At 46.4% G+C, this 26,542-nt stretch carries 17 protein-coding genes and 3 pseudogenes; 9 read left to right on the top strand and 11 right to left on the bottom strand.

Features of this window, described 5'->3' with window-relative positions:
* Positions 1 to 455, bottom strand: a pseudogene (locus AC2VDX_RS01960) (hypothetical protein); the annotation flags it as partial.
* Between the two features lie 182 nt (positions 456 to 637).
* Between AC2VDX_RS01960 and AC2VDX_RS01965 the strand changes: the two are divergent.
* A complete protein-coding gene (locus tag AC2VDX_RS01965) occupies positions 638 to 1,648 on the top strand; it encodes a tetratricopeptide repeat protein (protein ID WP_486928082.1) in 1,011 nt (336 codons plus the stop codon).
* A gap of 216 nt (positions 1,649 to 1,864) precedes the next feature.
* On the opposite strand, the gene AC2VDX_RS01970 is transcribed toward AC2VDX_RS01965, so the two are convergent.
* The gene (locus AC2VDX_RS01970) at positions 1,865 to 2,584 is read right to left on the bottom strand and encodes a Uma2 family endonuclease (RefSeq protein WP_378178890.1); all 720 of its coding nucleotides are present in this window, start codon (positions 2,582 to 2,584) and stop codon (positions 1,865 to 1,867) included.
* 200 nt (positions 2,585 to 2,784) lie between these two features.
* Here AC2VDX_RS01970 and AC2VDX_RS01975 point away from each other — a divergent pair.
* Positions 2,785 to 3,172, top strand: a pseudogene (locus tag AC2VDX_RS01975) (all-trans-retinol 13,14-reductase); the annotation flags it as partial.
* An 18-nt stretch (positions 3,173 to 3,190) separates the two neighbouring features.
* Here the strand turns inward: AC2VDX_RS01975 and AC2VDX_RS01980 are convergent.
* Positions 3,191 to 3,487 (bottom strand): type II toxin-antitoxin system RelE family toxin, encoded by a 297-nt coding sequence (locus AC2VDX_RS01980; RefSeq protein WP_378178887.1) that lies wholly within the window; start codon positions 3,485 to 3,487, stop codon positions 3,191 to 3,193.
* Between the two features lie 137 nt (positions 3,488 to 3,624).
* On the opposite strand from AC2VDX_RS01980, the gene AC2VDX_RS01985 reads away from it, so the two are divergent.
* Both AC2VDX_RS01985 and AC2VDX_RS01990 read left to right on the top strand, forming a co-directional pair.
* Positions 3,625 to 4,020: a hypothetical protein gene (locus AC2VDX_RS01985; RefSeq protein WP_378178884.1), complete on the top strand. Its 396-nt coding sequence runs from the start codon at positions 3,625 to 3,627 to the stop codon at positions 4,018 to 4,020.
* A 175-nt stretch (positions 4,021 to 4,195) separates the two neighbouring features.
* Positions 4,196 to 4,456 carry a hypothetical protein gene (locus tag AC2VDX_RS01990; protein WP_378178882.1) on the top strand — a complete coding sequence of 87 codons (261 nt, stop codon included), beginning with the start codon at positions 4,196 to 4,198 and terminating at the stop codon, positions 4,454 to 4,456.
* A 373-nt stretch (positions 4,457 to 4,829) separates the two neighbouring features.
* Here AC2VDX_RS01990 and AC2VDX_RS01995 read toward each other — a convergent pair whose 3' ends face one another.
* A complete protein-coding gene (locus AC2VDX_RS01995; RefSeq protein ID WP_378178879.1) occupies positions 4,830 to 6,407 on the bottom strand; it encodes a Na+/H+ antiporter in 1,578 nt (525 codons plus the stop codon).
* A gap of 173 nt (positions 6,408 to 6,580) precedes the next feature.
* On the opposite strand from AC2VDX_RS01995, the pseudogene AC2VDX_RS02000 reads away from it, so the two are divergent.
* Positions 6,581 to 7,253: pseudogene (locus AC2VDX_RS02000) on the top strand (uracil-DNA glycosylase family protein).
* A 74-nt stretch (positions 7,254 to 7,327) separates the two neighbouring features.
* Here AC2VDX_RS02000 and AC2VDX_RS02005 read toward each other — a convergent pair.
* Both AC2VDX_RS02005 and AC2VDX_RS02010 read right to left on the bottom strand, forming a co-directional pair.
* Positions 7,328 to 7,678, bottom strand: coding sequence for a hypothetical protein (locus AC2VDX_RS02005; protein WP_378178876.1), 351 nt, complete (start codon positions 7,676 to 7,678; stop codon positions 7,328 to 7,330).
* Between the two features lie 436 nt (positions 7,679 to 8,114).
* Complete coding sequence (locus AC2VDX_RS02010) at positions 8,115 to 8,567, bottom strand: PPC domain-containing protein (RefSeq protein ID WP_378178873.1); 453 nt, start codon at positions 8,565 to 8,567, stop codon at positions 8,115 to 8,117.
* Positions 8,568 to 9,233: 666 nt separating this feature from the next.
* Here AC2VDX_RS02010 and AC2VDX_RS02015 point away from each other — a divergent pair.
* Complete coding sequence (locus tag AC2VDX_RS02015; RefSeq protein WP_378178870.1) at positions 9,234 to 12,377, top strand: CHAT domain-containing protein; 3,144 nt, start codon at positions 9,234 to 9,236, stop codon at positions 12,375 to 12,377.
* 53 nt (positions 12,378 to 12,430) lie between these two features.
* Here AC2VDX_RS02015 and AC2VDX_RS02020 read toward each other — a convergent pair whose 3' ends face one another.
* From AC2VDX_RS02020 to AC2VDX_RS02030, 3 genes are all read right to left on the bottom strand, one after another.
* Complete coding sequence (locus tag AC2VDX_RS02020; RefSeq protein ID WP_378178867.1) at positions 12,431 to 14,395, bottom strand: ShlB/FhaC/HecB family hemolysin secretion/activation protein; 1,965 nt, start codon at positions 14,393 to 14,395, stop codon at positions 12,431 to 12,433.
* A gap of 966 nt (positions 14,396 to 15,361) precedes the next feature.
* A complete protein-coding gene (locus AC2VDX_RS02025; protein WP_378178864.1) occupies positions 15,362 to 16,183 on the bottom strand; it encodes a DUF928 domain-containing protein in 822 nt (273 codons plus the stop codon).
* A gap of 234 nt (positions 16,184 to 16,417) precedes the next feature.
* Positions 16,418 to 17,371: a DUF928 domain-containing protein gene (locus AC2VDX_RS02030; protein ID WP_378178861.1), complete on the bottom strand. Its 954-nt coding sequence runs from the start codon at positions 17,369 to 17,371 to the stop codon at positions 16,418 to 16,420.
* A 560-nt stretch (positions 17,372 to 17,931) separates the two neighbouring features.
* Here AC2VDX_RS02030 and AC2VDX_RS02035 point away from each other — a divergent pair.
* The 3 genes from AC2VDX_RS02035 (at position 17,932) to hisA (ending at position 21,833) form a co-directional block, all read left to right on the top strand.
* Positions 17,932 to 19,626, top strand: a complete 1,695-nt coding sequence (locus AC2VDX_RS02035; RefSeq protein ID WP_378178858.1) for a transglutaminase domain-containing protein — start codon at positions 17,932 to 17,934, stop codon at positions 19,624 to 19,626.
* 410 nt (positions 19,627 to 20,036) lie between these two features.
* A complete protein-coding gene (locus AC2VDX_RS02040) occupies positions 20,037 to 20,981 on the top strand; it encodes a hypothetical protein (protein WP_378178855.1) in 945 nt (314 codons plus the stop codon).
* Positions 20,982 to 21,059: 78 nt separating this feature from the next.
* Positions 21,060 to 21,833, top strand: coding sequence for a 1-(5-phosphoribosyl)-5-[(5-phosphoribosylamino)methylideneamino]imidazole-4-carboxamide isomerase (gene hisA, locus AC2VDX_RS02045; RefSeq protein ID WP_378178852.1), 774 nt, complete (start codon positions 21,060 to 21,062; stop codon positions 21,831 to 21,833).
* Between the two features lie 281 nt (positions 21,834 to 22,114).
* On the opposite strand, the gene AC2VDX_RS02050 is transcribed toward hisA, so the two are convergent.
* On the bottom strand, positions 22,115 to 24,361 hold the full coding sequence (locus AC2VDX_RS02050; RefSeq protein ID WP_378178849.1) for a PAS domain S-box protein: 2,247 nt from the start codon (positions 24,359 to 24,361) through the stop codon (positions 22,115 to 22,117).
* A gap of 813 nt (positions 24,362 to 25,174) precedes the next feature.
* A complete protein-coding gene (locus AC2VDX_RS02055; protein WP_486928083.1) occupies positions 25,175 to 26,152 on the bottom strand; it encodes an Hpt domain-containing protein in 978 nt (325 codons plus the stop codon).
* Positions 26,153 to 26,542: the final 390 nt, after the last annotated feature.

Consider the following 26,542-nt stretch of genomic DNA (forward strand, 5'->3'; position numbering starts at 1 on the left):
GTCTGTTCTCTGATGTCTTTTGACACTGATATTATTACTGAGGTCTGAGGAAGTAGGATTGAGTTCTGAGTAGTGATGTCTGAAGACTGAGGGCTGAGGACTGAGGTTTGAGGACTGAGGTCTGAGGACTGAGGTTTGAGGGCTGAGGACTGAGGTTTGAGGTCTGAGGTCTGAGGTCTGAGGTCTGAGGGCTGAGGGCTGAGGGCTGAGGTCTGAGGTCTGAGGGCTGAGGTTTGAGGACTGAGGACTGAGGGCTGAGGTGAGGTCTGAGGTCTGAGGTCTGAGGTCTGAGGACTGAGGTCTGAGGGCTGAGGGGTGGGGTGTGGGGTGTGAGGTGTGAGGTGTGAGGTGGGGGGTGAGAGGTGAGGGGTGAGGGGTGAGGGGTGAGGGGTGAGGGGTGAGGGCTGAGGGGTGAGGGCTGAGGACTGAGTAGAGTTAGGAAGATTTTCATCCAACGTTTGTGAGTTTTTAGCTGATGAGCGTCTAAGTAGATTGGTACAACTAAACTTAACGGATAGGACTGTTCATGGTTCATGGAGAATTGAAAATTACAATGAACAATCAACGATGAACGAGCTTCTTGAGTTATGTTTATTTTCACCCAGTTACTTATTCCGTAATTTCTAGTGATGAAGCGATGCACTACGGATATAAAGCCATCACCATTATAGGAACTGCCGCCTTACTTAGTGGAGGGACGACAGCTATCTATGCACAGACTCAGCCCTTACTCTTTCCTCAGCATTTCGTTAGCACTCTTCTAGTGGCTCAGTCGAATGCAGAGGAATTTTTCAACCGGGGGATGGAGAAGTATAAGAAAGGAAACTATAGCGGCGCTTTCAATGATTTCACCGCTGCAATTCGCCAAGATGCCAACCTGACTAAAGCCTACTACAGCCGAGGGCTGGCAAGGCGGCAGCTAGGAGATAACCAGGGAGCGATCGCAGATTACACGGAGTTGCTGAAGCGAAATCCCCAGAATGTCGATGCCTACCTGAACCGGGGTGTGGTCTATGCCGACCAAAAAAAGTATCGGGAAGCGATTGAGGACTACACCAAGGCGCTGAATCTCGACCAGAAAAAGGCGATCGCTTACTACAACCGGGGGAACGCCCGCAGTGCGCTAGGAAATACTAAAGGAGCCTTTGAAGATTACAGCAAAGCGATTCAGCTTCAGCCTAACGATGCCACCGCCTACGTGAACCGAGGGAATGTTCGCACTCAACTGGGAGAAGCCCAGGAAGCGATCGCTGATTTTACGAAGGCGCTAAGTCTCAACCCCAATCTAGTAGAAGCTTATTACAATCGCGGGATTGTCCGACGGCGACTGGGAAATATCAAAGAAGCGATCGCAGATTATGACCAAGCCATCCAGCGCGATCCCAACAATGCAGCAGCTTACTACAATCGAGCGATCGCCCGTCAGCAAATCGGCAATCCTCAAGCAGCCATTGCCGACTATACCGAGGCGATCTCTATTTCTCCCAACTTTGCCAAAGCTTATGGCAACCGGGGGCTAATTCGCTACGAAACCGGCGATGCTAGAGGCGCAATTGAAGATTTACAAGCAGCTGCGCGACTTTTCTCCGAGCAAGGACTAACCGCTGACTCTCAAAAAGCATTGCAATTGCTTAGACAGTTAAAATAGACCTCTTCCATCTTATTTTCCGGGGTACTCCGGCTGCGTTGTGTAACGAGCAACTGTTCCTCTCTGATTATTCAGAGTAATCTTGAAAGGTTTCCCACCGGGGCGATACTGTCTTTTCCTCGGCGATTAGAGTTGCTGTCTTGGGCGCACTCTACTGGGGCGATGATTATTGAGGATGATTTTGAACCTGAAGCTGGAGGGAAAAAGTCTTAACTCTTAGGTTAAGTCACCAAAGCGATCGCGATATCTCTCTAGTAACTCTGCCATTTCAGCTGCTTGTTGTTGCGCTAACTCCCGCTGATTTCGCTCAATTTCAGCTAATTCCTCACCTGTCTGATACCTCACACCTTGTGCATCGTACCAGTACAATACCTCGCGCTGTATGCCTCCTACTTGAGCCACAAATCGCCCAATCCCTAAACCAATTTCTGGCATCCACAATGGTTCTCCGATTTGTAAATGATATTCTCCATTTACTAAACGGTAAACTTCAAAAGGTTGTTCCTGGTCGCGCCGCCAGAAATTTGGATTATAGATTACATAATACAACACGCCTAAGTTGGCATAAATTGCCATTTTTGTATCGTATTCTCCCCCATAAGTGTGAGAAACAATTTCTAAAACAAAAATGGGGGCGATATTATTTTCTTCCCAGAGAACATAACTGGAGCGCGAACCATTGTTTTTTCTCCGTTCAACACCCAAACTGAGAAACCCATCTGGTACCACTGGTACTCTCGGATTCACACCTGTCGTGTGATAGATGCCCATATCGACACCAAAATACCAGTCAAGGCGACTAGCCCAAATGAACTCTAGCAAGAATAATAGAAAATTCGGGAGAAAATTCTGGTCTTCGTTATCCACAGGTGTATCATCCGAACAAGGAAGTTCAGCACTTGTTGGTAATCTGGTTTCCGGGTTGTGCTGTACCATAAAGATCAGCTCCACAAGCTATTAATATAATTATCCAATAAATACCCCTAAATAAATCAAATTCATTGAAATAATAATCTCTTTTCTCTTCCTTTACCTTCTCAGCGTCTAAAGCGCTAACGCGCATGGCTTCGCTAAGGCGGTTCGTTTAAAAAAGATAGTTTTCATAAATCAAATGAGATTGCCATAACATGAATTTGGGACATCATGTGGTTCCATGTCTACACGTTGGAACCTTATGAAGGATGGCGGCGAGATGAAGGGTATGAGGAGAGGAAAAAAGAGCGATCGCAATCTCTATTTCGTGCGTTAGAAACGGTGATTCCGGATATACGCGATCGCATTGTATTAGAACTTATCGGCACACCGTTAACTCACGCTTACTACTTACGCCGCTATCAAGGAACATATGGCCCTGCAATTGCAGCGGGTAAGACATTTCCTGGCACACAAACGCCGATTTATGGATTGTATCGGGGGGATACCACGATGCCAGGAATAGGCGTTCCCGCTGTTGCTGCTTCGGAAATTTTGTGTGCAAATACTCTAGTTACACCGCAAGAAAAGGCGAAGTTATTAAAAATTTGAAATTAAAATCAAGCTTTCTTAATTGTCGGCTTTGCTGCGGTGCTGGACTGCGAGAATGTCGGTCGTTTGGGAATCGTCATTAATGGTGTAGATTACCCTATAATCGCCTAGCCGAATCCTCCAAAAATTATCTTCTCCTACCAATTTTTTGCACCCAGGAAGATGAGGAGCAGTTGCTAATGCTTCAGTTTTTGGCAAAATCCGCTCGACCCTTAGCGCCTTTAGAAGACAGAGGAAGAGAGAACAGATGGGTGTCAATTTAGTTGTGGCGGACTCATCTTTTTGGGAAGGATGCGATCGCGTTTTTAGAAACAAACCGCAGAGAACACAGAAAAAAGAGGTAAAATCACCCAGTTAACTGCAACTTTAGTCGTAATTAGTGCGTCTTTGCCATAGGGAGATACATCTACAATATCTTACCTGAAAAGAAAATATATTTTTCAGGAAAAGCTATGGAACAACTCTCGAAGCGGCAAAAAGATGCTTTGGCTATGGCGTTATGGGTGAAAAAGACAACTGCTAACAAAGATCCGCTTTTTGAGCGTCGCCTGAAGCAAATAGTGTTACGCGCTTATGTTATTTATAAAAGACGCGCTCGCTTAGAAGCAAACACTTTTTATCGATATCAATGTGACTTAAAGCGTCGATTAAAAGAGTGTCTGCAATTTCAGACAGATAATACAGAAGTTCCTTATTATTTATTCTTGTTATTGAAAGAGCCGTTTCTAGCACCTACTGCTATAGACTACGAGCTAACCATAGCCGGGAGTCAAGTTAACCAAAAATATTTTGCTCTTGATAATAAACACAAATTTTCTTTATTTCGATATCATATTGGCGTGGGTTAGGTTATGTTTAGCAGTAGGCACAACAAATCCTCTAATTGTCAGCTTAAAGAAAAAACTTGGTTGTATTAGCCTAATTTAGATTAAAGTAAGAAAGGAACCTGTAAAAGTCCGAAATGTTCGGATTCATTATCACGATTTATACCATCTTGAGGTTGCTCAACTAAAAAGAATCCAGATGGGAAGATACATGGTAAGTGGCATTCACGGGATAAAAGCACGAGTGTTTCATGATTTTCCGATTTTACAAGAGTATGACGGATTTCTAGATGAAGCTAGAATTGCGATTCACGAGTGGTTAACTCGACCTACAGCTTTTAGTAAAATTCAGGCAATTTGCTGGATGACTTTGCTAATATTACACGGCATCAATCCTTTTGCAGTTGTCATGCGTCATCTTAAGAGTATGAATAAAAAGCAGCAAGAATTATGGTGCTGATTCAAGTTTAGTTAAGAATAATTGTGGCTCTTCATTACTTGGTATGCTAAAAAGTTGATTCCAAAACTTGAAAGGCTTACCTAGCAAGGTATAACGATTTTGGACTGTATTTTCTATTTAATAAACGCTAAATTGGCTTAAATTCATGGCTAGTATAGCTTGTGGCGCTTCTTGACTATAAATTTAGCATACCAACTACGGAAGAGCCATAATTGTAGGTTGGGTTGAGTTAAGCGAAACCCAACAAATGCTCATTAGTGTTGGGTTTCGTTACCTCAACCCAACCTACACTCTATTAGCTGCAAAGGGACAAAGGACGCAAAGAAAGAAGGGAAAAAAGGGTTTTGTTTTAGGGCGCGATCGCACCCCCAGGTTATTGCCTTTCATCCTCTGTGGATTCAGTTAGAATTTCCTGCAATACGGGTGAGAGTCGATTATCTAAACGTCCTGCACGGATCAGTTCGGCGTAGGTGTCGGCTTCAATATCTAAGAGTTTTTCTCGCAGTTGTTGCATAGTAAGCGATCGCAACTGAGGATATTGATTTTGCAGCTTCTCAATTTCTTCCTCAATACCCTTGAGTTGTCCTTTTACCAGTTGTAACTCGTAACGATAAAACTCCGGATCAATTTCTGATTCTTTGCCAGCTTCCAATAAATAATTCAACACTCGATTTAAGGCGACGCGACGGGCAATTGCCTCTGAATATTGCTGGCGTAGCGGCTGCTCTCCAAGCAGTCCTAATCTTTCCAAGAACCACTTAGTTGTCAAACCTTGAACTAACAAAGTAAACAACACAACTCCGAACACCATATCAATAATTTCCTCTCTTCCTGGCAAGATAATGGGTACGCTTACCGCCAAGGCAATTGAAACTGAACCTCTTAAACCACCCCACCAAAGTATTGTTTGCTCTCGCCAACCTATTTGTGATTTAACTAACCAATTGCTCAAGGCACTGAGTCCATAAATAGCAACTGCTCGCGTTACCAATACCTCCCCAATTGTCACCACAATCAGACCGAAATTATCCACTAAACGCGAGTAGTGGATTTGGTCACCAATCAAAAGAAAAACGATGGAATTTACAAAAAATGCTAAAAATTCCCAGAATTCAGATACCAGTAACCGGGTGCGCGGGTTCATGCCAATGCGAGAGCCAAAGTTACCCAAAATCACGCCAACTGTGACAACCCCAATTACCCCAGAACCACCCAACTCTTCTGTTATCAAATAAGTGCCGTAAGCGGAAACAAGAGTGAGTGATTGTTCTACTAATGGCAAGTCAAAACGTTGAGTAAGATAGGAAATTCCAAAACCGACTAAGCTGCCAATTCCAATCCCAATACCAACAAATACCAAAAAACGAGCAATTGTAGTGTCTAGTGCAAATTCATTGGTTCCCAGCGGGATTCCCACTAGCAACGTAAACGCCACCACCGCCACGCCATCATTAAATAAGCTCTCTCCCTCCATCAACATTGTTAAGCGTTTGCCTGCACCCAGTTCCCGAAACAAAGCTACTACGGAAACGGGATCGGTTGCAGATAAGCAAGCACCGACAAGGAGGGCAGTTGTAAGAGGAAGTCCAGTCAGCCAGTTGAGGGGAAATGCAATTCCGACAACGGAAATGATGACACCAACGATGGCAAACAAAGTAACTGGAAATATATCATCCTTCAAATCTTTCCAGCGGATATTCCAAGCGGCTTCAAACAACAAAGGCGGCAAAAAAATCTCCAGAATTAATTCTGGTGACAAATTCACCAGTCGCACATCTACAAATGCTAGAAATAGCCCGACGATTACTAGCAGCAATGTATAGGGAATTTGGCGTAACCAACTGAAAATCCGCGAGAGTGTCGCCACACTCAAGGAAACAGACAACACCAGCAGAAATTGTTCCAGACTTTGCTTAATAGAAGCTTCGCCTAAAGTAGTTTCTAGCGCCATAGGAAACTCCAAGTTCGTAATTAGCCGCTAAAACACTGTAGCTTTTAATTTGCCCTTCAATCTAGAGGTTGTATAGGATACTCTGTTAAATTGGCAACATCATATCATTAAATAGATGTAATTATGCAGAGACAAAATTTATTGCATCTGTCTTCAGGAATAAAAGACTTTTTATGTCAGACATTAAACAGTTAATTGCCGATATCCAGCAAGAAGCGGAACGGGAGACATTTCCCGTCGATGAACCAGTTTATCTAGCAGCGAGTTAGGAGCCTACGCAGCCAATTCTCTATGCAGGCAATCTGGAGAGTAAGCTGTGCTTTTTTGCGCGGGATTTGGGAAAAGATGAAGTGCAGGCACGTCAACCACTTTATGGTGCTGCTGGTGGCTTTGTGCGTCGGGGTTTGTACCGTGCGATCGCAGCCACCGAACCGAATAAGGATACCGATTTACAAGTTGTCCTCGATCGCGTTTTACTAATACCATGCCTTACAAACCACCGGGTAACAAAGCATACGCTGAGGCGTGAAAAAACGATTTCGCCCCTTTTTAGAGCGATTATTGGTGTTGCATTGGCAAGGAGATAACATTATTACGCTGGGGAATGAAGCGTTTAATTGGTTTGCGCCTTATGCTGCTAAGGGTGAGTTGAAGCAGTTTTTTACAAGAAGCGATCGCTATTCTGCCAGCATTCAAGTTACGCTTCAGGCGAAGGACGCAGAAAGCAACCTACATCAATGTCCAGTGACGCTACTGCCACTCCCTCATCCTTCCCCACTCAATCAAAAATACTACGCCCAATTTCCCCAACTCCTTCAGCAACGCCTCGCTGAAATATTGCCGTAACACACTTAACCCCCAGCCATCGGATGGTTGGGAAAAGCTGTTTGTGTCTTTATTTAAAAGGGGTATATATTCAGTTAATCATGATAGACGTAGCGTTTTTTCTCTATCACTTTTCCTTCTTTATCAAAACACATTTGAAACGAAATCCAAGCAAAATCACCCCAAAAAGCTGCACCATCTACACCATAACTCCAATTATCACGATCAATGCTATGTTCGGGAGCAGGCAAGATTTTCAAAATTTCATCTTTGTCCATTCCTAATTGGATACTGGAAAATTTTTCTTCTGAAAAGCCCGAAGGTAATTTTGTATCAATTAAAGGATAAGGCAGAAAATAACTTTCGGTATGACAAACAAACCAGACTAAAGCAAAAGTTCCTATTCCTGCAAAAAAACAAGAGACGATTCTAAGAGGTGATTTCATGGAGTTCCTCAATTCATAGATAGAAATATTAACGATATCGGAATTGATGACTACCCTGTTAAAATCTAATTTCATAGAACCAAAGTTAATTTGCTCTCTCCCCTAAACCTTAGATTTCTGCCAATCTCCTAAACTTAGGAGATTGGGGGCAAGATAACTAGCGATCGCTCTTAGGCTGGAAAACAGGGCAAACGCATCTAAAATTCAGATGTACCCATCCCTCCATAATCCTGCCCCCTACTCCCTGATGACTAATTACCGCTACCAACTTATAAGAAGTTCTAACAGTTTGACTAAACTTCCGCTAGATAAGCATTTTAAGACTTGCTGGGAAAAGTCGGACCTAAATGTTGAGCGGATTTGAGAATGATCAATTATAAGTGTTGAGTTATTGTTTAAACTCAACACTCAAAACTCAACTCGGTTTCCTTTCCCCTCAAATCGGTTTCAGGCGCGTTACCTTAAGCTTAAAAGAACCGCCGCTCGTTTCCCCAAAAGCCCGAACCCGAATAATGTAATCACCTGAGTCGGTAATTCGGGAAAACAAAAGCGAGTTAGTGCTGCCGTCGGGACCGTCATCATTTTCCGCTACAGTAGAACCATCCGACGACATCAGCGTCACAATCGTGTCAAAACTATCAGAGATCAAGTCAACCGCTACCTGATCTCCAGCATCCAAATTCACCACGTAGTCACGAGCAAAACCTCCCTCACCAGTCGGAATATCTTTTTCAGTCAGCGTGTCGGAAACTTCGTTGTTTGCCGGTACAGGAATTGGGCTGTACACCTTATTTTGCGCTCTGGCTGATATAGTGGTCAGACAAAGAGCCAGCAGCGTGGCAGGAACAATCAGGGTGCGGTGCCATCTAATGGCAAAAGCGTCAGTCATAAAAATTCCCGCTGGACACCCGTCCCTGTTGAGGGTTGGGGGAAAGCGGGGCGGGGTGTACCGCTTCCCAAACAAAGAATGTTTCTACTTTTTTTACTTTCTTTGGCACCCGGAAGCGATCGCGAGAGCTTCACGCAGTTTGTGCATAGTCCGGCACTTGGGAAGAAACCGGAAAACCTTATCAGCTATTGCTCTAGTCAGTGTTACCGCCCGACTTGAGCTTTTTCCAGATGGGCGGCAAGGCTGGATCTGGCTAATTCACTAGCTTATCTCCTAAAGGCGATGAATTGGCGATCGAACTCCTGTTCATTGATTGAGCGATGGTGACATCCATTCTTTTTATATCCTTCCTACTTTATTTTGACGGACAGGACGATACAGCGATTCATCGCAGATTAGGACTTCTCCCTTTACACCGCCCAAACACTATAAACAAAAGCCTGTCGCTATTTCAACACTACCTATAGCGGAAAAGTTGCCCTAGAAGCTAGCGTTGAAAAATCTCAAGACTTGAGGAAGAGCGTATTTCCTTTCAGGATCGGTCATATGAAATCAATTGTCAAAAGAATTAACTTGTTGTTAGCACGACAAAAGGAAAAAGTCAAAAGGAAAAGGTCAAAATCTATCGCCTTTTTGCTTTTTGCCCTTCCACATCTAGCATTGGGAATGTCCGTTTGCTTTCTGAGCGTGCAGGCACAATCGATCGTCCCGGCGACTGACGGCACCGGCACCATTGTGAAGCCCAATGGAACCCTATACGACATCCAAGGCGGCACTAAATCCGCTGATAATACCAATTTGTTTCACAGCTTTACCCAATTTGGTCTTAGCCAAGGTGAGATTGCCAACTTCATTTCTAGCCCATCCATTCAGAATATCCTGGGGCGCGTTACGGGGGGCGATCCTTCAGTAATTAACGGGCTTCTCCAAGTCTCTGGAGGTAATTCCAACCTCTTCCTGATGAACCCCGCTGGGATCATTTTTGGCGCAGGAGCCAGTTTGAACGTACCTGGAAGCTTCACCGCTACCACGGCTACTGGAATTAAATTTGACTCTGGATGGTTTAATGCCATCGGCTCTAATAGCTATGCGGCTCTCCTAGGGACGCCTAATACCTTTGCCTTCGCCACCCCCCAAACGCCCGGAGCGATTGTCAACGAGGCGCAGCTAGCGGTTAAAGATGGGCAGGATCTCAGTCTACTCGGTGGCACAGTTATCTCCCTCGGTAATCTCTCGGCACCAGGGGGGAGTATCACTGTTGCATCTGTACCGGGTGAGAAGATGGTTCGCATTTCTCAGGCGGGAAACCTGCTGAGTTTAGAGATTCAACCTCTCTCGCCTTCTCTCCCCCTCTCCGTTTCTTCTCCTCTCTCTTTGCCCCAGTTACTAACAGGTGGAGGTGCTAACAATGCTACAAAAGTGACGGTTAGCGGCACTGGGGAGGTGAAACTGGCTGGTTCTGACATCCGGGTAGACGCTGGTGATGTCGTGGTGCAGGAAGCCACCTCTAAAACTTCCTTGCCCTCAGTGGGGAGTTCTGTAAATTTGGCTTCTGCTAACAACATTACAGTCCTCGGAAAAATCGATACCTCCGCCACTTTTTTGGCGGCGCATGGAGGTTCTGTAACGATGTCCGCTTTTAAGGATATTAATATCCTGAGTTCGCCCTTAAACGGGATTTTTACAACTTCCGATTCTGGCAATGGCGGCAATATTTTCCTGAGGAGTACAGCCGGTTCAATTAACATTAAAAGTTTTTTAAATTCTTCATCAAATCTTGGAAATGGAGGTGCAATTACTCTTTCGGCACTTGACAAAATTAACCATGTTGTGTCACCCAATAGTACGACGGGGACAATTAATATTGCGGGTTCTATCAATTCCTCGTCTAACTCTGGTAATGGGGGCGCGATCGCGCTTTTGGCTCTCAACCAAATAAACGCTGGAGTGATAAACTCTAGTTCAGCAATCGGGAATGGGGGATCTGTCACCCTCGATCCGCTTGGGGATATTCAAATTACCTCCATCAATGCCCAAGGGGGAACAAATGGCGTGGGGGGAAACGTTAACATCGCCGCCGGTCAATTTTTCCAAGCTTCGGGCACTTTTCTAGACCAAGATGGTGTATTCTCCAGCATCTCTACATCCGGAGGAATTGGGGGGGGTTCGATCGTTATCCAGCACGGTGGCGGCGACAGTTTAGTTCCTTTTTTAGTAGGAAATGCGACAAGGAACGGGACAGCCGGGGCGCTGAACAATGGGCAATTCACGATTTCGACCTTCCAATCTTTTCCTGGGCCAGACACCCTGGGAAATATTCGATTAATTACTGCCGATCCCAATCAAACAATCGATCCAACAATCTTAATCGATGACCCGGAAGAGGAGCCGCCAACAGAACTCCCGCCGGATATCCCGGCAATTGAAATTGACGCAGTCGTGACTGAACGCGAAGAAATTTTTACCCGTCAATTTGCCGAATATTTCGGTCTCAATAATCTTCCCGCTCGTGTTAATTCCCTGCTCGATGCTCGTCAGACTCTCGCAAGAATTGAAAAAGAAACGGGAGTCAGACCGGCGCTGATGTATGTTGCTTTTGTTCCCAAAACCATTGCACCAGAGGGACAGGAAAGTAGGAGAGTACAGGGGAATGAAAAATCCCTCTTTTCACTCAACACTCAGCAGGGGCAGGGAACCCCAGCTTCTACAGCCGTCAGCACTCAGAGCGACGAGCTGGAAGTGGTGCTGGTAACGGCAGAGGGTTCACCCATCCGCAAGCGGTTATCTGGAGCCATGCGAGGAACGCAAGGCGCATACGCTTCGCGAGGAGCGCAAGGCGCATACGCTTCGCGAACGCAAGTTCTCAAAGTCGCCGATCAATTTCGTAAGGAAGTCATTCGGATCAGACGCACTCCCACCTACTTGACCTCAGCCCAGCAACTGTATCAGTGGCTAATCGCTCCGCTAGAAGGCGATTTACAAGCTAGAGGCATCCAAAATATCGTATTCGTGCCCGACAGTGGGCTGCGTTCTGTGCCATTTGCGGCCCTATATGATGGTCAACAATTTCTAGTGGAGAAATACAGCGTCAGCTTGATCCCCAGCCTTAGCCTAACGGACACCCTCCAGCGCAACCTAAAAAACTCTCAAGTTTTGGCAATGGGAGCATCGGAATTTCCCGATCAAGACCCGCTTCCCGCTGTACCAACCGAATTATCGATCATCACGCCTGAATTGTGGCCTGGTAAATCCTTCCTCAACAACGCCTTCACTCTCAAAAATCTCAAGACTCAGCGCCGCCTACAACCGTTTAGAATTGTTCACCTGGCAACCCATGCAGAATTTGAACCAGGAAATCCGAGTAACTCCTACATTCAGCTATGGGACACTAAGCTGTCCTTGAACCAACTACCACAGCTTGACTGGAATGACCCGCCGGTGGATTTGTTGGTGCTGAGTGCCTGTCGCACTGCGCTGGGTGATGAGCAGGCGGAGTTGGGTTTTGCTGGGTTGGCGGTGCAGGCAGGGGTCAAGTCAGCGCTGGCAAGTCTTTGGTACGTCAGCGACCAAGGCACCTTGGGACTGATGACGGAATTTTACCAAGAATTGAAAAAAGCCCCCGTGAGAGTGGAGGCACTGCGGCAAGCGCAGGTAGCGATGCTGAAGGGGCAAGTGCGAATACAGGGAGGAAAACTGCTTACTCCCAATGGGGATGTGACCCTGACGCCCGAACTCGCAAAGCTAGAGAATCAAAATTTATCTCATCCTTATTATTGGGCAGCTTTTACGATGATTGGAAACCCGTGGTAATCAATGAAAAATGAAAAATTAGGAATGCTTCAATTTTTCATTTTTCATTTTTCCTAGAATTGATAGTTAACACTGAAATAGAAGCCCCGATCCTGGGCATTTTCGCCACGGTCTTTAATATCAACCAGTGGAATGCCATAGTCTAATCGTATATTTAGCTTGGGCAGTGGTTGCCAGATTAGCCCTAAGCCAGCACCTGCTAAAAATTTCTCATCCTGTAACGTAGCGTTGTTGGGATTATCAGACACATTCCACACCCAACCTAGATCCAAAAAAGGAGCAAACTGCAAGGTGGCGGCACCGGCTTCATCTCGCTGAACGGTAATGCGATCTTCAATCGAAAGTCGCACTCCATTGTCACCGGCACGCACATTTTGTCGGTAGCCGCGTAACGATTGACCGCCGCCAATTACAAACTGTTGAGAGGGCAACAGACCACTGGTTGATAGCTGAATATCTCCCTGCACAATTAAGAAATTATTGTTATTCAAGACTTGGACTCGCTGCACTTGACCCAGCCAGCTCAAGAAACGACCATCGGGTATAGGGTCGGGATTGATGGTGGCATCCAACAAGCCAGTGCCAAGACTAAAGAGCGATCGCAATGCCCAAGCACCCTTGACATCACGACGCAAATAGTCTTGTCCAAATTTAATCACGCTGGTGCGGCTCCGACCTTGTTCGTCAGGACCAAAACCAAAGGGGGTTGGTCCGGCAAAGGTAAAAGTCTGACCATTCTGGTGAGCAAAGCCTAAAGAAAGGGCAAATTCTTCACGCGGTGAGCGGATTAAAGGCTGTCGATAACTAATTTCATAAAGCTGCGACTCTCCCCGAATGTCGAACATGTCAAAAGGGGCTTGGGTGACTTGATTTCGATTGGGAGCATATCTCAGTTGCAAGGTGCCGTTCATGGGGTTGAGTGGCACCCGATAGCTTAAGTCAAGAACATCAGCGCCCCCTGTGGTCGTATGGTAATAGGAGCCAGCAATTTCATCTCCAATGCCGATGATGTTGCGATAACCCAGATTGACGCCCAATCGTTCTGAACCAACACTGGGAGGCGAGTAGTTATCGATGCCGAAGCTGCCATAAAAAGGGTTGGCTTCGGTGACGCGAACGACGAGAATACTTTGACCGACCCCACTCCCAGAACGGAGGCTGGCTTCTATGTTTTTAAATAGGGGATCGACACGCAATAGCCTTAATTGATCTTCTAGCTTGCCAGTATTGAGCGGTTTGCCAGCCCCCAAACGCACCCGCGATCGCACGTAATTTGGATTCAACCGGCGCGTTCCTTCTACCCTAATTTCTTCTAAACTGCCTTCGATGACGCGAATCTGGACGACACCATCCGTAATGGCTTGGTCTACAAGGATGGCTCTTGAGGTGATGTAGCCTTGGTTGAGGTACAACTGGGTAATCGCATCGGCAACGTTTCTAAGTTCTTCTAGGGTGACAGTACGCCCCTCTACAGTTTGAGTAATCGAGTTCAACTGTTTAGCCCCAAAGATGGTGCTGCCGGTGACTTGAATCTTTTTCACCTCAAGAGTGTCTGAGGACGGCGCAGGAGAGGGGGTGGGAGTTGGGGGTGTCAGGACGGGCGACGGTGACTCTTCCGGGAGGGGTTGTGGGATGGGTGCAGGCTGCGGAAAGCGATCGCGGTTAGGATCGGATTGGGGTTGCAGCGGTTGGTTTAGCTGTGGTTGGTTCTGCGGTGGAGACGGTAAGTTCTGCGCTTGCAGCAGCCGATTGTCAGACCCCTCTGGCACAGGATGAACCATTGCCACGCGCTTTTGGTGTATGCCGCTTGACGGGGCGATTGAACGCTGAACGGGTTCTTTTTTTTCCCTGGCGTCGCTGGAAAACGCTTTCAACGTTTCCATTTCACTATGAAAATTCAATCCATTCAGATCGGGCGTTGCCGGTAGTGTTTTGGCATTAGCACCGCTGGCAGAGACACAAGCGATCGCACCCTCAATTAACACTCCACACCAAAACCATTGAAACCTTGAACGCATGGCAGCTGTGTTCTCCACGGGTTGAATTGTCTAAAAACTTCAATTAATACAATTTTTTTGCATCCAATCCGTATTTTCTTTACTTAATTCAACTTTTTTCTTTTTCTCTGTGCAAATGTAGCGATCGCTCCTTGGAGAGAGAATGTTACTTTTGTAAACAAATTACCGGCATAATTTTAGGTTTTTTTCCAAAATTGTATCCATCTCAAGACAGAAAATTATGTCTTTATTATGCCATCAGCTGTCAATAGCGTTCGCTCTTGGCTAGCTACATTGTGCCTATGAGAGGCGAGTAAAAATGCCCGACGACTCGCATTCGCGGCTAAACAAACAAAGCCTGTGGGGGTATATTTGCTGTCATCGGGATGCTCCCCCCAATCAATGACTTCTATACCTGATGGCGCGCCACTCTCATTTCAAGCTGGACTCCTGACCCCCAAAGACAACCGTATCGAATATCATCGACGGCACCATTATCCAGCGAGGGGACGTATTTTTCCACAACTTCACCCAGTTTGGGCTAAACCAGGACGAAATTGGTAATTTTCTCTCCCACCCTGTTATCCAGAATATCCTGCTGAGAGTACGGGGTGATGATGGCGCGAGGGTGAAAGAGTGATGCGTACCTCTATACCATTTTAGATTTTGGATTGCAGATTTTGGATGGCACAAGTCCTGTCAGTAGCCACTTTCAGCAATTTTTTTGGCAACTTTAAGGTGAAATGGTATAATTGAATGTCACTTTTGTGTAGCTACACATCAGCTCCCCCAACCCCCGCGATGGGAGCGCCGCTATAGCGAAGAGAGCGAACGCTAACGCTAGAAAAAAGGGAGGCTTCGAGAATTGAAGTGTAGCGCCAATAAAGTGAATTGGTATAAGCCGGGACACTTGTTGAGTTTGGATATCCAGCCTTCAGCTTTATCCTGTCCTCTGGCTGTTCATTTCATATTTACAACTTATTTTCTTCATTTATCCCCCAAAGACTGAAAGGGTGTCATTTGGCTAGCAGATGTCGTCGTACTTGGAAGCAAAGGCTCTTTGGCAATGCTGTCCAGTCCAACTGCCTTCAAGAGTTGTTCCCACTCAGCAGAATAGGCGGAATTGTTCGGATTGGAGCGGCGCAACTCTGCCAGAGTAGTTAAGGCATCAAACCACATCCCCGCCTCTGCATAAACGTCTGGGCGGTTATTCGGTGTAGCCACCTTCAACTGATTATTCAGCTGTGCGGTTGGTGCAACACGCTGAATCGAACCTTGTACAAAAACATCGAGCGATCGCTGTTCGGAATCGCAAACCATCGACAAGAACCACTGATAATTCTTACCCACTTCCAAGGGTGGTAATCCAGCATAAGTCGGAAGGCTGATGCTGACAATACCCCCCTTCCCTGTGGTCATAAAGGTTGTTATATAAACCTCTTGATCGTTTTCATCCTTCAGTACAAACTCTATTGGCAGTGGCGACGCTTGGGCAGGCACTGGAGGTACGTAGAATGAGAAGCTCGGATATGCGGCGACGGTAAACCCAATGTTATTGGCGGGGATCAGCGCGGTTAGCGGCTTGTCTGCCACTGGGCAGCTTGCAGGACTGCGAGTTCCGCCCCCTTCCCTGCGCCCTGGTGCCCCAAGGGTTCTGGGTGGTTTGTATTCAGCTAACCACCCATCGGACATTCCTTGGGCGAGTAATGTTGGCGGTGTCCCTATCAGAGTTGAGAAACTCGTGAGCAGTGCCACTTCCATAGAGATGGCTAAGGCTCGTTTTAACCTAGGGGACTTCATCCAGTCCATAGCAGAACTGCTCCAGAGAGTGCGTGAGTTTTGAATGGATAGGGGCGGTTCAACCAACAAGATTCGATTGTCCCGCCCCAGATTGCCTGACTACCCACCCGTACATCGTTTTCTTCACTATCCGAACTCGGCTTTCTGGCTTCATCGAGTCGCATCTTGGAGTCGAAAACTCTAAACGAGTGGGTCAAATATTCCTATTTTTTAGCAGATATAACAACCCAAAGACTGGTTGTCTTAGTTCGAGCTAGTGGAAGTACGACTAGCTGCACTCTGAACTAGAGGTTCGCTTGCAACTTTGTCCAGTTCAACTGACAGTAGCAGCTTTTTCCAGTCAGATGCCAAAGTAGAATCGTTAGGACTCAAGCGGCGTAGCTCCAGCAGGGTAGCTAGTGTCTCATGCCAAAGGCGAGCTTGTGCATAGAGACCAACGCGCTCTCGTAAACTGGCTCGCTGGATTTTATTGGCAAAGGCTGGAGCTGGTGCGATGCGCTTGATCGCACCCCATACGACACTATCTTTCTCCCGGTCTTTAGCATCACAAATCACCGAGACTTCCCAATGATATTCTTTGTCTGGCGCCAGGGGTGGTAAATTGGCGGAGGCAGGAAGGTCGAGGCTGTAAATGCCAGGTTTTCCCGCGATCGCAAAATTCGCTTTGTAGACTTCTCGCTCGCTGGCATCCTCCAGCACAAATTGCGCCGATCGAGCTGACGTTGCAGGCATATACCATGAGAAGGTGGGATACTCTGCAACCGTTAACCCAACACTCTTAGTGGGTGTTAAGGCAGTAAGAGTCTGAGTGCAACTGATGGGTTTGCGGGTTGCACCTTGTTCTCTGTTATCGGGGTTGCCTCGCTCTGGCGGCTTGAAGTTTAAATTATTTGGTAGTAGGCTGCGGCTGAGTGAGGAAGGCTGTGCCTGTGCCTGGGAAGGTACGTTCAGAACCAGTCCGAGCGTTAAGGAAACAGCCAGTGTTGTTATCTGTGAGTAGCGTTTCATCCAAGTCATGCTAGAACTGTTTTCTGTTGACACTCCCCAGAGCTTAAGCTGTGGGATTTTTACTTCAACGAGTCTACTTAAAAAACTGAAATTGGTTTGAACTTTTTTCCCAGGGGTTTCTCCCTTGAGGAGAATATTGCGATCTGCCCCTAATTTTTGTAGCACTGTAGTTTCTTGTGTAGACCTCATTAATCCGGTCTCTTTCAATTTCCAGACCTTTTCAAGCGGTGTGCCTGAAGATTTTGCCCATCCAGACAGTGGTGGATGGCTCTGCACTCTCTCACTTTTGAAGGTTCTCTTTAACAACCAATCGCTAGATTGATATTGCTTTGGAGCAGCAAGCTCGTCCGATCGCGTGTCCATAATTATATATCAAACTCATGTACGGAAAATTTGTTTTTCTTTTCGGACATTGAGTCATGAAGTCTGCCCTTCTGCAAGAATCCCCTGTGGGGGGCATCTAAAGGCAATGGGTCGGCTCAGTCCTTCGTTGGGTCATTCTTTAAAGATGCCCTGACGGTTGTCAGAGTTCCCGACTGACACAGACAAATAAGATCGTACTCAGGTTCGTATAAAGCAGTTGTCTTGGTTGCATTTTTGGTAACTTGGGCTAAGACTAGGGTCAAATTAATTTTAGGGTGGCGATCGCTATTCTAGATTGACTAAATCCTATAATCCCAAATCCTAATTTTAAAACCACTCTGCCTCCCTAGGTATCCACTTCTACATAACCTTCACTGAGATTTGAGATGATTCCTGATTCAGCGGCTCTACCACTCAAAGAAAATCCTTGGCATCGGACAATTAGACCGATTGCAGCTGCTGCCTTACACGGCATTGCTTCTGTGAAAGATACACTCATCGCCATTGACGCCACTAACGGGTATCTGCTGCAAATCGATCCGAAAAGCGACAACACTACTATACTCAATGCCAATCATCTGCCCGATTTTCTCGGCGTGACTGGCTTGGCTCTTTGGGAAGATACTCTCTGGTGTACCCAGGAAAATGGTGTTTTCTTTTGTCCAAACGCCATTAATGGCATCTCTACCACTGATTTGACCCCCCAGTCCTTTATAAAGTTGCCCTACCCACCCAATGGGGTTGCTGTTTGGGAATCAACCGTTTACGTGACTTCTCAAAAGGCGGGATATATTCTTGTTTTTAGTCGTGAGACGGGTCGAGAAATTACCCGGTTTTATGCGCCTGGGGTAGGGGTAGAAAATATTACAGTTAAGGGTGAGGAACTCTGGGTTTCCGATAGCATTGAGCAAACAGTTTACTGCCTTGACCGAGCTACGGGTGAGATTAAATTCAGCGTGCTGACGCCCTTTGAGTGCCCGACAGGGTTGGCTTTTTACACAGATCCCCAAACTGGGCAGGAGATTCTCTACGTGGCTTATGCGGGTGAGGAGCCTTACCTGCGGGATAACCCGAATGCTGACCCGAACTACGAATTACAGTATCGCGATCGCACGTTTATTCACCCGTTGTATTTTTACTACAACGAGGCTGAACGCTACGCTCTCTCGAATGGCTATCTAATGGAAATTTCCTACGTCGAGGAACTTTCCCCTCTTGACGAGGTGGATTTAGAAAATGTGGAGTGGCGAATTGCCCTGCCATCGGAGACTCATCGGCAGAAGATCAGAAAAATTGAAGCGGTCGGATTGCCTTTCACCGAAGAAATTCAAGACGGACAGCGGGTGGCTGTATTTAAATTTAACAGCCTCAAAACCGGCGATCGCTATATATTTGGCTGGAAGGCACTGATGGAAGTCTGGAGTATCAAATATCGCCTGACACCCAGAGATGCCGAAAAACTTCCCGACCTCTCGCCTGAGTTATGCAGCAAGTATCTGACGGATGATGATGATTTGGCAATGGACAGCGATATCATCCTCAATGCCGCCAAAGAAGCGATTGGCAGCGAAACCAATATGCTGCGGAAAATCTTCAAAATTCGTAACTATGTCTATGACCGTCTTTCCTACGGGATCAAGCCCTATATTGACCCACCAGATGTCGCTTTAGAAAGGGGTGTTGGTTCCTGCGGTGAGTACCTGGGGGTTTTACTTGCCCTGGCGCGGCTGAATGGCATTGCCTGTCGCACGGTAGGTCGCTACAAGTGCCCTGCCCATCCTGAATTGATGAATTTGCCCCTAGAACCCGACTTTAATCACGTCTGGATGGAGTTCTACCTGCCTGGATTTGGCTGGTTGCCGATGGAATCCAATCCGGATGATGTGGTCGAAAGAGGTCCCTATCCATCGCGGTTTTTCATGGGTTTAGCTTGGTATCACGCTGAGATGGGCAAAGGTATCACATTTGAAAGCCTGATGAGTCACGGTGAAAGAGTCAATAAGCAGGAAGTTTCCATTGGCGATTTATCTCTAAATCATGTGAGATTTACGATTTTGGAGGAACTAGCACCGTCCTCATAAGGATGAATAAAGTCCCCAGGGTGGGCAGTGCCCACCCTTTTTCGCTCACTACTAATTGCTAATTGTCTTATCTTCCCTAGAAGGTCACTGCTTAAACTGTCACAAACTGTTCTCCGTTTTCACCAAAAAGCAGCAGTTTAGGGAAAATGGCATCTATAGCCTATTGAATTAATTGAAAATCGTTGGCGCGATCGCTAATTTAAGGCTTTAGGAATAGGTCAATCTTCTAACTGTCACAAATTTTAGAAAAATTCCGGATTGCTCCTCAATACTAAATTTATACCGAAAGCATCAATCTTTATCAAAAATCTAAAATTTTGAATATCAAAATGCTGTTAGCGAGATATTTGATAGAGGGTTGACTAGCTACTTATTAATCAAGATTAAAGCAAGAAGGAAGAACTGAATCCATGAATAATTCTAGCATTAAAAAGCGGTCGGTCGATCTAGCTGGCTATCAATATCCCCAACCGCATTATTTACAAACGCGATCGCGCCTTAATCATCTCATTGAGCGCTATCTATCGCTAGAGATTCTGCAACAAAATCTGGCAGACTTACCAAGGCAATTTGAAAATCCTCATCAGCGCCTCTGGGAAACGATTGATTGGCAAGCAATTACTTGTAGTCAAATTATCGGTGTCGCTCCCGAATTATTTATCGCGACAGTTGCGAATGCGGTAGAGATTGAAACGCCGATTCGCGCTTATGCTAAGGAAAGCTGGGATTATTTGCAGGCAGCCCACTTTCCAATGGCGCGATTTGTGGGCGGTACATTTGCAGTAGATGGCTCGGTGCTAGAAGTAGGAATATGGGAGAAAGAAGAACGGCAACACCGTCCCACTTTTAGCAAAATCTATCAGCAATTAACGGGGGAAAAACTACAACCCTATCCGAACTCAGTAAAAGGGTATGAATCGAGTGGAAATCTGCGAGAAGATGTTTATAAACACGCGATCGCCCGCATCACAACCGAGTGGGGAGCAACGTCTGTATACCTCTGGTTAATGGCACATTCGACAGGGGCATTGCAACAAGCGATCGCGCAACCCATGCAAGACGAAATCAACCACTTAGCAAAATTCTGGGGGATTAGTCGTTGGGCTTTTGGAGATTCTTATCTAACCCGCTTGCAGGGTACCACTAAAAATTTAATGGGTCTTCTCAAACATCACCAGGGCGAACGCCCAAAAGGCAACGAGGTCTTGCAAATCGGCTATGCCTTGTACGCGGTGGAATTAGTTTTCACATTTGCCCGACTCATGGTGCAGCTGCGTCACTGGAACCAAACTCTTACGTCCGATGATCTCGAAGAGTTGTTTGGGCTGCCGCCACAACAATTAGCTGCTAGCTGATAGCTGTTAGCTGTTAGTCTGGACTGAGTAGGGTGGGCGCTGTCCACCCTACTCATTTGATTATTTGAATAGCTGAAAATGAATGTAATTCCAGCGATTGATTTGCTAGAAGGTCGGTGCGTGCGGTTGTATCAGGGAGACTATGCGCGATCGCAAGTTTTTGATGACAACCCCGCTAATATTGCTAAACAGTGGGTAGAGCAAGGAGCAACCCGACTGCATATCGTAGACCTCGATGGTGCTAAGACGGGTCAACTGGTCAACCGACAGGCAATTGAGGCGATTTTACAGGCAGTACCCGGAGAAATACAAGTAGGGGGTGGCTTGCGCGACAAAAGCTCAGTCTCTCAGCTGCTAAACATGGGTGTGAAGCAGGTAATCTTGGGAACCGTAGCCGTAGAACAACCCCAACTGGTAGAAGAACTTTGCCAAGAATTTCCAGGGCAAATTATCGTAGGAATTGACGCTCGGAATGGACGAGTTGCCACGAGAGGCTGGTTAGAAACGTCTGAAGTTGCGGCAATCGACTTGGCTCAGCAAATGCAACAATTAGGGGCTGCTGCCATTATCTACACCGATATTCATCGAGATGGCACGCTTTCTGGCCCTAATTTAGAGGCATTAAGAGAACTCGCCAATGCTATTTCCATCCCCATTATTGCCTCTGGCGGTGTTAGTTCGATTACTGACTTGTTGAGTTTATTAGCACTCGAACCTTTAGGAGTCAGCGGTGTTATTGTGGGTCGCGCCCTCTACACAGGTGATGTTTCGCTCAAAGCAGCCCTGCAAGCGATAGGGTCGGGACGCATCCAAGATGTCCCGCCAGATTTGGGCTTTTCCGCTTTTGCTTGACACTTCAATGCTCTAAAATAAGCGCAATTGCGTGTCTCTACATTTCCTTTTTATACGAAAAGTAGAGGTTTAGTTAATTAGCCTAGAATCAAGCCCGTAGCCCGTAGGTTGGGTTGAGGCACGAAACCCAACATCTAACATCTAATAAGCTTAGTAAGTAGGTTGGGTTGAGGCACGAAACCCAACATCTAGTAAGCTTAGTGAGTGGTTGGGTTTCACTATCTTTCAACCCAACCAACAAATTACTTTTTATGCTTAAGTAAGTGCCATTCGCTATACTTCTAAGCTCCTTCCGGTTGGGGAAGATTTACGGGCAGCTGAATGCAGAATTCCGTTCCTTCTCCCGGTGCCGACTGGCACTTCAGGACGCCGCCGTGTTTTTCAACAACAACCTGGTAGCTGATTGACAACCCCAAGCCGGTACCTTGACCTACTGGTTTGGTGGTAAAGAAAGGGTCAAATATATGTTGCTGCACTTCCGATGGTATCCCAGGGCCATTATCAGTAATCCGGATGACCACTTTATTGTCATTTGCCAGTTCCGTGCGAATCCGAATGGTAGGAACGTCAGTTGTTTTTCTACTGACTACTGACCATTGACCATTGACTATTGACTCTTCTAGGGCATCAATCGCATTACTCAGGATATTCATAAATACCTGATTAATTTGCCCAGCATAGCAATCGACACGGGGCAGGTTGTCATACTCTTTAAGTATCTGGATATCGGTGCGTCCTGCTTTCGGTTTTAGGCGATGTTGTAACAAAAGTAAAGTGTTATCAATGCCATTGTGGAGATCGAAAGGCTCTCTTGCCGCTTTATCTAGGCGAGAGAAGTTCCTCAAGCTCAGCACAATTTGTCGAATGCGTTCAGCTCCCACTTGCATCGAATTCATCAGTTTTGGAAGGTCTTCACTGAGGAAATCTATGTCCAGTGCTGCTGCTGCTTCTTGAATGGCGGGTGTTGGTTTTGGATATTCCTGCTGGTAGAGCTGAACGAGGTGCAGCAGGTCTTGAGTATACTCAGTTGCGTAGGGAAGATTACCGTAGATAAAGGAAACGGGGTTGTTAATTTCGTGGGCAACACCGGCGACTAACTGCCCCAAACTGGACATTTTTTCGGTTTGTACCAGTTGACTTTGAGTTTGTTGCAGTTCGTACAAGGCTTGTTCCAATTGAGCCGCTTTTTCTCTCAGTTGCGCTTCTGATTGAATTAAAGCTGTCTCAGCGAGTTTGCGATCGCTAATATCACGAGAGTTCACAACAATGCGAACACCTGGTGCATCCATTACCAGATTGCTGTGGGTTGCTTCGATATAACGCCACGAGCCATCTTTGTGCTGAAATCGGAACTCAATGGATAAAGCAGTTGTTGAATTTTCGAGGACGCCTTGAAAGTCGTTTTTGACTAAAGAAATATCTTCTGGGTGAACAAAGTCAAAGGTATTTTTGCCAATCAATTCTTTTGGCTTGTATCCTAAAATGCCCTCAATGGCAGGACTTGCGTATTTGATGGTACCATCGGCTTCTAAAATTGTGATCAAATTGGAACTATTTTGCAGTAGCGATCGCCATTTCCCTTCGTTTTGCGCCCACACCACTGCTTCCCTCTTGCGTTCTTCTTCTACACCAATCGCGGCAACCATAATCCCCATCAGCTTCTTGTCAGATTCAGTGGGTACAAACTGGTTCTGATAGACCACGCAAAGTGAGCCGATATACTCACCCGCGCATCTAATAGCTTGTCCAAGGTAGCTTTGCAATTGGTAAGGAATTACCCAAGGATCGCTGTGTGCGTAGGGGGTGTTTGGCAAATCTTGAACGACATACGTCTGGTCGCTTCCCTGCTGAATTACGTCATAACAGAGATGTCCGTCCGGGTCGCCTACGTTTGGAAACTCCGACGGCGTTTGCCATTGACCCCAAGACCAAAGTAAGCCTTGATGCAGTCGATTGTAGACTGCCCAAGCGCCGCCTAGTAATTGCCCAGCGTATGCCGTGACGCGGTTAATATTCTCATCTGGGTCGGCACCAAGACCCGAAAAACATTCATTGATTTTTGAGAGTTGTTCGCTTGCCTTGTGGTTGGTGATGTCACTCAGCGTGCAGACGACTTGCTCGACGCAACCATCGGGATCTAACTGCGGTTCGGTGTTGACAGATATCCAGACGCGATCGCGCTTTGTCGGTCTATAAACCCCTAGCACCAGGTTTCGCAGCGATTGGCGGGTCGAAAGCAGCAACAATGCTTGCTTTGCCCGGACTGGTGCCGTGTGGAGTTTCATCTGAAATGGCGTTCCATTCTCTTGGATGACGTGCCAAGCGGGATCGAGCGGCGTTTGATCCAGCATCTGGTCTGCCGTTAAATCCAGCAAGTCCAGTGCCGCCTGATTCGTAAAGCGGATTTCCCCCTGCGCTCCCATCACCAATACGCCGACTGGTAGTTCGCTCAAAAGTACCTGAGGGAAGGTATCCATCCTGGGCGCTGATTGGGCAGCGCCTTGCTGATTCGCTTGTAAAGTTCGCATAGCTTTTAATCAAGGCACTGGCTGAGTACCTGGAGTTTTTGTTATGTCAATTTTTTTAACTTGTTCAGCCGTTGGACTGGATACACCCTTTTCTCTCTACTCTGGTATAACGCTTTTAGCTGTGGGGCTGCATACACCCTGAGTGGTAACTTCCAGACTATTTTATTAAGTCTTTGAAGCCACCAGATTAACAAGTTTTTATACAAATAGATAGATGCTTATTTTTTCTAAAAATAACACCCTAATCACTGGAGCTAGGGCTTTTGAATTTATATTGGTATCAGTTTTAACAAGGGATGAGGATTTCTGGGCTGAAAGGAGTTGTTTCCATGAAAATCCGGTTAAAAAATTGGGTAAATATTCATACTTATGCATATATTTTCAAATATTTAAATAAAAGTTGTCTTTTCTTCATGCCAAAAAGTCAAACTGTCGCCAGTTGTTCTCCGGGATTTAGCACAGGGACTATTCCCAAGGATTTAATCGGTCAGTTGCCAGTCAGTATTCGTTATTTTTTACACGCAAACCTACGGAAAATTTTGACCTAATAAAAAAATTAGAGTGAAATGAAAAATCAGTTTTTATACCTATGTGTCGATTAGCAAATGTGTTGATTAGCAAAAGACAGTTTAATTTAAGAATGTTCGCCCGGTTGCACAAACAAAAAAAGGGGCAGTGCTTCGGGGACTGCCCCATCGGTTTATTCTGTAGCTGGCTCTAGAAAAGGGAAGGTAGCAGCACCCGATGCTCCATTTGCAAATGGAGAGCGATCGCGCTTTGTACAAAAGCAGCCGCGTCTTGTGGTTGAGAGAATCAGCGAGAGGCTTGGTGGAGTAACTTTGCCAGCAGCAGTAGTTGCTCTTTATTAAACACTTGAACCAAAACCTTTGCCGCTGCGCTAGGTTCTACAGGCACGGCGATTTGTTTGACGGATGTCGGAGTGGGTTTTGGCTCCGCTGGACTGGGTGCCCCTACCCCAACAGCCACCTTTGCCGTCGGTATTGGGGCGGCAGTTGCTTCTGGGGACGCTGCCAACAGCCGCAAGCTGGCACTAGGCGCGATCGCGTCAGTTTTGCCGTGTGGCAACTGATCGCTAGCCTGCTTGAGTTCCTTAATGACAATCGGTGCCAGGGTAGCATAAGTATTTTTAGAATTAGCGATCGCTCGATTTGCAGTTTTTACCAGCACTTGCCAAGTTTTTACTTCCGCACTCATCTGCACGAGGCGATTGCACAAACCGCAAAGTTGTTGACGATTTGCAGGCGTTTCTGCTTGTTTGAACAGCGGCAACATTTGTTTTAGCACCCCAGTCACCTGAGCAGAAATATCTGGAGTTGGCGTTTTGCCCGCCATCGCCGCTTCTTGCTCACTTCCTGCTGCCCCAAGCAGGCGGTTAAGGTGTGCCTGTAACTGAGCAAAATGAGGTTCTGCTGCTTGCACGATTTTCTCGCCTTCCTCTTCCCGAAGACCAAATGGCCCTTGAAGGCGGTCAACCAAGTCCTTAAGGGTGTCATACCCTTTTAAAAACATAGACTCCAGCTCGCTATCGATGTTGACTGGATGTTCTTTGAGGAGCTTGAAACAATCTTCAAAACGATGGGAAACTTTTTGAATACTGTTAAAGCCCAGCATCGCTGCCCCTCCCTTGACGGAATGGGCGGCGCGAAACATTTCATTAATCCTTTCTTGGTCTGCCATCACGGCGCGCAGATCCAGTAGCCCTTTTTCCAGGGTTTCGAGGTGTTCTTTTGCCTCCTCGATGAAAAAGCCCAAAATCTTTCCCGACTCCACGGCAGCATTCCTCAAAACAACAATTTTGTGTAGTCACCCGGTTATGGGGGAGTCGTTCCAGGCAGTGGATTTTTCCACTAGGCACTGTTTACCCCGGTTCCTATCGGCACGCCTCAGGTTGAAGCGCAGCTAAGTTTGATATACGTTGGAGACTGTTCCTAAAATAGCCGAAACCGCTAAGTTAGAGCTTGGTAGCAATACTTAAATTAGCAAGTGCTAATTGTGCCATTGGGTCAAAGTATTTTATAACTAAGGTTCAAAAAAGCGAAAGGCGAACGATCGGCTTGTAAAACAAACAACACTTCACCGTTGCCTGTTTACGGGAGAAGTCGCTAAGGTTGATGGGCAGAATGCGAGTACGATCCTCTCTCCCCACTCCTCAGTTCCCAG

The organism is Coleofasciculus sp. H7-1, from assembly GCF_057473865.1.

What these genes read in the sequence shown, in the direction of transcription:
- hisA (WP_378178852.1), top strand. Translation starts at nt 21,060, where the DNA reads ATGAATGTAATTCCAGCGATTGATTTGCTAGAAGGTCGGTGCGTGCGG.
- AC2VDX_RS01990 (WP_378178882.1), top strand. Translation starts at nt 4,196, where the DNA reads ATGGGAAGATACATGGTAAGTGGCATTCACGGGATAAAAGCACGAGTG.
- AC2VDX_RS02030 (WP_378178861.1), bottom strand. Translation starts at nt 17,371, where the DNA reads ATGAGGTCTACACAAGAAACTACAGTGCTACAAAAATTAGGGGCAGAT.
- AC2VDX_RS01985 (WP_378178884.1), top strand. Translation starts at nt 3,625, where the DNA reads ATGGAACAACTCTCGAAGCGGCAAAAAGATGCTTTGGCTATGGCGTTA.
- AC2VDX_RS02025 (WP_378178864.1), bottom strand. Translation starts at nt 16,183, where the DNA reads ATGGACTGGATGAAGTCCCCTAGGTTAAAACGAGCCTTAGCCATCTCT.
- AC2VDX_RS02015 (WP_378178870.1), top strand. Translation starts at nt 9,234, where the DNA reads ATGTCCGTTTGCTTTCTGAGCGTGCAGGCACAATCGATCGTCCCGGCG.
- AC2VDX_RS01995 (WP_378178879.1), bottom strand. Translation starts at nt 6,407, where the DNA reads ATGGCGCTAGAAACTACTTTAGGCGAAGCTTCTATTAAGCAAAGTCTG.
- AC2VDX_RS02035 (WP_378178858.1), top strand. Translation starts at nt 17,932, where the DNA reads ATGATTCCTGATTCAGCGGCTCTACCACTCAAAGAAAATCCTTGGCAT.
- AC2VDX_RS02050 (WP_378178849.1), bottom strand. Translation starts at nt 24,361, where the DNA reads ATGCGAACTTTACAAGCGAATCAGCAAGGCGCTGCCCAATCAGCGCCC.
- AC2VDX_RS02020 (WP_378178867.1), bottom strand. Translation starts at nt 14,395, where the DNA reads ATGCGTTCAAGGTTTCAATGGTTTTGGTGTGGAGTGTTAATTGAGGGT.
- AC2VDX_RS02040 (WP_378178855.1), top strand. Translation starts at nt 20,037, where the DNA reads ATGAATAATTCTAGCATTAAAAAGCGGTCGGTCGATCTAGCTGGCTAT.
- AC2VDX_RS01965 (WP_486928082.1), top strand. Translation starts at nt 638, where the DNA reads ATGCACTACGGATATAAAGCCATCACCATTATAGGAACTGCCGCCTTA.
- AC2VDX_RS02010 (WP_378178873.1), bottom strand. Translation starts at nt 8,567, where the DNA reads ATGACTGACGCTTTTGCCATTAGATGGCACCGCACCCTGATTGTTCCT.
- AC2VDX_RS01970 (WP_378178890.1), bottom strand. Translation starts at nt 2,584, where the DNA reads ATGGTACAGCACAACCCGGAAACCAGATTACCAACAAGTGCTGAACTT.
- AC2VDX_RS02005 (WP_378178876.1), bottom strand. Translation starts at nt 7,678, where the DNA reads ATGAAATCACCTCTTAGAATCGTCTCTTGTTTTTTTGCAGGAATAGGA.